Raw genomic sequence first — 3,378 nt, 5'->3', positions numbered from 1 at the left:
CCGCAGCGGACCAGGTGGCGCCCCTGCTGCGGGGTCTCGTACGGGTGCCGCGCCGAAGCGTCCGGATCGGTGCGGCCGGTGGCGGCACTGGTGGTGCGGCGGGCGAATCGCTGGCCGACCGGCTGGCGATGATGTCCCAGCCCGACCGGCAGCGCGCCCTGCTCGACCTGGTGCGCACCGACGCCGCGGCCGTGCTGGGCCGCCGCGAACGGGACGCCATCGCACCGGAGCGTGCTTTCAAGGACCTCGGGTTCGACTCGCTCACCGGCGTGGAACTGCGCAACCGGCTCACGGCGGCCACGGGGCTCCGGCTGCCGGCCTCGGCGGTGTTCGATCACCCGACGCCGGCCGCCCTCGCCGACGTACTGGTGGAGCAGCTGGGTGCCTCGCCGGTGTCCGTCCTTGCCGAACTCGACCGACTGGAAGCCGCGTTGGCCTCCACGGCTTTGGACGACGAGGTCATGGTGCAGGCGGCCAAGCGCCTGCAGACACTGGCCACCCGATGTGTGCCGTCGGGCTCCAGTTTCGAGACAGAGGCCGAGTTCGACCTCGAATCCGCCTCCGACGACGAGCTCTTCAGCTTTGCCGACAACGAGCTCGGCTCCTCCTGACAGCGGCGCCGTCCCCCACACCTGCTGAGCAGAAAGACTTCCGATGACCACGAACGACGCCAAGCTGCGCGACTACCTCAAGCGTGCCCTCGCCGATCTCAGCCAGGCGCGCAAGCGGCTGCGCGAGGTCGAGTCCGAGAAGACAGAACCGATCGCGATCGTCGCCATGGGCTGCCGTCTCCCGGGAGGTGTGTCCTCGCCCGAGGACCTGTGGGAGCTGGTCGCTGGCGGGAACGACGGCATCTCGCCGTTCCCGACCGACCGGGGCTGGGACGTGGACGGGCTGTACGACCCGGATCCGGAGCGCCCCGGGAAGTCGTACACCCGGGAGGGCGGCTTCGTCGCGGATGCCGCTGAATTCGACGCCGCCTTCTTCGGGATCAGCCCGCGCGAGGCGGTGGCGATGGACCCGCAGCAGCGGCTGTTGCTGGAGACGTCGTGGGAGGTCTTCGAGCGGGCCGGTATCGACCCGACGTCGATGCGTGGGCGCAACGTGGGTGTGTTCGCCGGTACCAAGCCCCAGGACTACATCCCCAGCCTCGAAACCGGGGAGTCCAGCGCCGAGGGGTACGCCCTTACGGGTAGCGCCGGCGCGGTCACCTCCGGCCGGGTCTCGTACGCCTTCGGCTTCGAGGGCCCCGCCGTCTCCATCGACACGGCGTGCTCGTCGTCGCTCGTCGCCATCCATCTGGCCGCCCAGGCACTGCGCAGCGGCGAGTGCTCCCTCGCGCTCGCCGGCGGTGTGTCCGTGATGGCCACGCCGGGTGCCTTCGTAGCCTTCGCCCGGCAGCGGGGCCTGGCGCCCGACGCGCGCTGCAAGGCCTTTGCCGCGGGGGCGGACGGTACAGCGTGGGCCGAGGGTGTGGGCCTGGTCCTGCTGGAGCGTCTGTCGGACGCGCGGCGCAACGGTCATCAGGTCTTGGCGGTCGTCCGCGGCACGGCCGTGAACCAGGACGGCGCGTCGAACGGCCTCACCGCCCCCAACGGCCCCTCGCAGCAACGCGTCATCCGTCAGGCGCTGGCCAACTCCGGACTCCTCGCCACGGACATCGACGCGGTGGAGGCGCATGGTACGGGTACGTCGTTGGGTGACCCGATCGAGGCGCAGGCACTGATCGCCACGTACGGCCAGGGCCGGCCGGCGGACCAGCCGCTTTGGCTGGGGTCAGTGAAGTCGAACATCGGTCACACCCAAGCCACCGCGGGTGTGGCGGGTGTGATCAAGATGGTGCAGGCGATGCGGCACGGTGTGCTGCCGAAGACGCTGCATGTGGATGAGCCGTCGCCGGAGGTGGACTGGTCGGCGGGTGCGGTGGAGCTGCTGACGGAGTCGCGGGCGTGGCCGACGACGGAGGATCGACCGCGGCGTGCGGGTGTGTCGGCGTTCGGTATCAGTGGCACGAACGCGCATGTGGTTCTGGAGGGTGTGGAGCCGGAGGTACGGGCTGAGCGTGTGGCCGCTGCCGACGCTGTCGTACCGCTGCTGGTGTCCGGGAGGTCGGCGGAGGCGGTGCGGGACCAGGCCCGGCGGCTGGCGGACCATCTGGAACTGCACCGCGATCTGAGCCTGGTGGACGTGGCGTACTCGTTGGCTGTGTCTCGTGCGCGGTTCGAGCATCGTGCGGTGGTGGTGGCGGGTTCGGTGGACGAGGCGCGGGAGGGTCTCGGGTCGGTGCGTCCGGAGGGGGTGGTGTCCGGGCGGCTGGGTGTGTTGTTCACGGGTCAGGGTTCGCAGCGTGTGGGGATGGGGCGTGAACTGTACGGCGCCTTCCCGGTGTTCGCGCAGGCCTTCGACGAGGTGTGTGCGGCTGTGGACAAGGAGCTGGGCCGTTCGCTGAAGGATGTGGTGTTCGAGGGCGGGGAGCTGCTGGACGAGACGCGGTACGCGCAGCCGGCTCTGTTCGCGGTCGAGGTGGCGTTGTATCGGCTGGTGGAGTCGTGGGGTGTGCGTCCCGACTTTGTGGCGGGTCATTCGATCGGTGAGGTGGCGGCTGCTTTTGTGGCGGGTGTGTGGTCGCTGGAGGATGCGGCGGCGTTGGTGGTGGCGCGTGGTCGGTTGATGCAGGCGTTGCCGGCCGGTGGTGTGATGGTGGCGGTGGAGGCTGCCGAGGGGGAGGTCACGCCGCTGTTGTCGGAGGGTGTGAGCATTGCCGCGGTCAACGGGCCTGATTCTGTGGTGCTTTCGGGTGTGGGGGATGCGGTCGAGTCGGTGGTGGCTCGTCTGGAGGGCCGCCGCGTGAAGCGGCTGCGGGTGTCGCACGCCTTCCACTCGTCGCTGATGGATCCGATGCTGGAGGAGTTCCGGAAGGTCGCGGCCGGGTTGTCGTACAACGAGCCCGCGCTGCCGGTGGTGTCGAATCTGACGGGTGAGGTGGCGGACGCCGAGCGGCTGTGCTCGCCCGAGTACTGGGTGGAGCATGTGCGTGGCACGGTCCGGTTCCACGACGGTGTGCAGGCCATGCGTGATCTGAACGTCGCCACCTTCCTGGAGTTGGGTCCGGATGGTGTGTTGACGGGGATGGTGGCGGAGGATTGTGTGCCGTCGCTGCGTCGGGATGTGCCCGAGGACCGGGCGCTGATGAACGCGGTGGGGCAGCTGCACATACGCGGCGTCGGCATCGACTGGGAGCAGGTGTTCTCCGGCACCGGCGCACACCTGGTGGACTTGCCCACCTACGCCTTCCAGCGGCAGCGGTTCTGGCTGAACCCGACGCTGTCCGGGGGCGATCCGGCGCTGGCAACTGGGCATCCCCTGCTCGACACCGTG

The 3,378-nt window shown here is 69.8% G+C and carries 1 protein-coding gene and 1 pseudogene; both read left to right on the top strand.

From position 1 onward, the window contains the following. On the top strand, positions 1–611 hold a 611-nt coding region (locus AQI95_RS44120; protein WP_167362014.1), incomplete at its 5' end, for an acyl carrier protein. Between the two features lie 43 nt (positions 612–654). Next, positions 655–3,378 (top strand): annotated as a pseudogene (locus tag AQI95_RS44115) (type I polyketide synthase); the annotation flags it as partial.

Origin of the sequence: Streptomyces yokosukanensis (assembly GCF_001514035.1) — a bacterium.
Taxonomy (GTDB): domain Bacteria; phylum Actinomycetota; class Actinomycetes; order Streptomycetales; family Streptomycetaceae; genus Streptomyces; species Streptomyces yokosukanensis.
This window is presented reverse-complemented; position numbering and strand designations above follow the sequence as displayed.